The sequence below is a fragment of the Candidatus Woesearchaeota archaeon genome (assembly GCA_003694805.1).
Taxonomy (GTDB): Archaea; Nanobdellota; Nanobdellia; order Woesearchaeales; family J110; genus J110.
Window position 1 is genome coordinate 1 of the sequence record RFJU01000135.1, and the last position, 2984, is coordinate 2984.

The window sequence follows — 2984 nt, forward strand, 5'->3', positions numbered from 1 at the left end:
CCGCTATGAAGCAGCCCCTGACCGTCGCAGAAAACGCGACTTCACCGTACTCTGGATGGACGACCACATCGAAGAAGGCGTGGCGCTCGCCGCTCAGTATGCCGAAACGTTCGAGAACATGGCGCGCGCAAACCGCGATTACCGCCGTGCAGTCACCATCAACTCACTCGTCGCATCAGGCGAGTACGCGGGCCAGCAAGCACTCGAGCTCATGGACACCAACAAGGTTGACCTGCTGGTAGCTGATGTGAAGATGCCCCACATTGATGGCGCAGAGGTGATTCGGCGCATGCCGGAAGACGTCGGCGTCATGGTGCTCTCGGCGTACAATACTGAGGAAGAGCGCGGCAAGATACGGCACACAGGCCGGAACATGGAGTATCTCCTGAAGACCGACCTGACAAAACAGCAGCTCTTCGACGCAGTATCCTTCTATCTCCACCGGATCGATGTCACTCGTCGCTTCTCGTAAGCGGCAAGTAGATGCGAAAGGTTGTTCCTTTCCCTTCTTCGGACTCGAGCTCTATCTCGCCGCCGTGCGCCTGCACGATACCCATGACGTTTGTGAGCCCAAGGCCCCGCCCTTTTGTGAGGCCGTCGCTCTTGGTCGAGAAATACGGGTCGAAGACTTTCTTCTTCACGTCATCAGGCATGCCGGGGCCGTCGTCGCTGATCTCGAACACACCACGTCCGCCCTGCACATAAGTCTTGACCGTGACCTTTCCCTTTCGCTCTCCAAACGCCTCGAGGACGTTCTGAAAGAGATTTGAGTAAACTCTGTTGAGCTCGTAGGGGCTCGCCTGCACCGTGACGTCGTCATACTGGCGCTCGATGGCGATGCCACGCTTCGAGAACTGCCCCTGCATCTCGAGCAAGACGCTATCGATGCTCGTCGAGAGTTTGACGGGTTTTGTCTCGTAGCTGCCTGACTTCGCGAATGACTGTAGTGAAGCGATGGGTCTGCTCACGGATCGTAATCCTGCATCCAGTGCGTCGATGCGCGATGCCATCTTTGGGATGCGCTCATCGAGATTGAGGTCCTCGCGTTCCTCGCGCAGCTCTTCGGCAACCTCCTGTGCCTTCTTGAGGTTGCCTTCCTCGACGGCGGCGATGAGCTCGCGCGTATACTCATCCGCTTCCATCACCGCCTTCACGTCGAGACCAAGGTTGGACAGCGTCCCCTTCACCGTCGCAATCTTGTTCCCCAAGTCATGCGCCACTCCCGCCGCGAGGAGACCAACGGTTGCTTGCTTCTCGAGATGGGCAATCTTTCCGAGCTTGTACGATGCAGCCACAAGTTGAATTGGGAGTACCAGGTGATCCATAATTCTCTGTGCAGAATCAATTTCTTCATTTGACAGGGGTTCTTTAGACGGATTCTTTTGACCGGGCTTGAGGTTCCTTATTTTGTACATTACGGTGAAGCCTATAGTGGCAGGAACTACAACTCTAGCTTCACCGTCTCTACCTTCAGCAATGAATGGGCGTTTGAAATACTTCTTTCCGCCTTGATGTTTCTTTCCTTCAACATCTGTTGCAACATCTTCCTCTAGAACGGGGATTCCTCTCGAAGAGAACCATCTGGCAACGTCTTCAAACCTAACTTTTGGTTCGGCAGAGGTCTCTGCAATGAATGCTTCTGCTATCTTTGCCTTCTCATTATCAGACAGTTCATCTAGTTTATCTAGCACCCACACAAGTGAACCCTGCGAAAGGCGTTCCCTATGATATGAGACCACCGGCTGAACCAACCCGCTCATAAAGTCGCTGAAGTCAGCAAATATTGGTTTTCCCTGTTCGTCGTAAACATCTGCTACTATTGGACAACCAGTTCGATAACACCACTCTCTTAAGGAGTAAAAACTCTCTGGGATTGAAGGGTCGTTCGTTAGTTCGGCAACCCATCCATCAACTTTATCAGCGTACTTAGTTTTCCTAAGTCCATCAACCATTGCAATCAATGCTTCGTGCGAGCCGGGACGAAAATGCTTTGACCATCTTTTCTGTAACTCTTCAAGATATTCCCTGTTATCGTAAATGTGTATGGGTCTTTTCTCGTGAAAAACGAATGAAGGCGCATTACGGGCAAACTCCATTGGCCAGGGATCAAAATTGCTGAAGAACTCATCTGAAATATCGGTGAGCCCATAGTTCCCAAAGCCTATCATGTATGGTTTTTTCACTAGTGAATCCTTTGGTGAAAGTGGGATTCCGTTTTCATCAGTGATTAGGCTCAATTCTACCTTGGAGAAACCAACAATATCTATTGCGGCCCGAAGAATTTTGCTCATAGAGGATTTAAGAGCTTGTTTGTCAAGCCTTTCAGGGTCTGCAGCAATAGCTGTCAGGTCGAAAAGGAGATTTTCCAAATCAACCCCTTTTGAAGTTACCACAGAGTAGCGTCATTTTGCTTATTTATAAAGTTTTCCCTCTGTTTGGTAATTCTTTGCTCAATACTACGAGGCGAGGGTGGTATCCAGATTTCTTGTAGAAGCTTAGAGCTTGGGTGTTCTGGGCGTTGACACTGACAGAAACTCTTGTGGCTCCATGTTCTTTAGCCCAACGGTGGGCTTTCTCAATAAGTTTTGTGGCAACTCCTGAACGTCTGGCTTCTGGACGAACGTACAGCGCCCTTATCAATCCAATGTTGGTTGGCTTTGCATGCGGAGGAGCCTCTCCAATCTGCACAGAAACGAACCCAATATAGACAGATGAGTCTCGTGCAATAATTATTATTGAGTTATTGTCAGCCAGAGTCTCCTTGAGGGTTGTCGCTAAGCCCTTTTTTGAGAACGATTTGTCTAGTCTATTGTCGTTATTAGCCTCGTACTCGAACCATTCTTGTTTGAGCTCGAGCAATCTACTGAAATCTTTTTCTGAGGCAAAAAAGAAAGAAGTCATAAGGGGAGTTACATAGGTTTGAATCCGCCGCCAAGAGAAACAGATCTCCCAGCACCAAGTGCCCGCATGCCTTTCGTATCCTC

At 49.9% G+C, this 2984-nt stretch carries 3 protein-coding genes; 1 reads left to right on the forward strand and 2 read right to left on the reverse strand.

The window, feature by feature from the left end; translation table 11 throughout:
* Positions 1–472: response regulator (locus tag D6783_05145; GenBank protein RME52341.1), on the forward strand; the 472-nt coding region annotated here is incomplete at its 5' end.
* Here D6783_05145 and D6783_05150 read toward each other — a convergent pair.
* Positions 453–2393, reverse strand: coding sequence for a sensor histidine kinase (locus D6783_05150; GenBank protein RME52342.1), 1941 nt, complete (start codon positions 2391–2393; stop codon positions 453–455). The two genes, D6783_05145 and D6783_05150, sit on opposite strands and share 20 nt — an antisense overlap.
* A gap of 22 nt (positions 2394–2415) precedes the next feature.
* Positions 2416–2901, reverse strand: a complete 486-nt coding sequence (locus D6783_05155) for a GNAT family N-acetyltransferase (protein ID RME52343.1) — start codon at positions 2899–2901, stop codon at positions 2416–2418.
* Between the last annotated feature and the right edge of the window lie 83 nt (positions 2902–2984).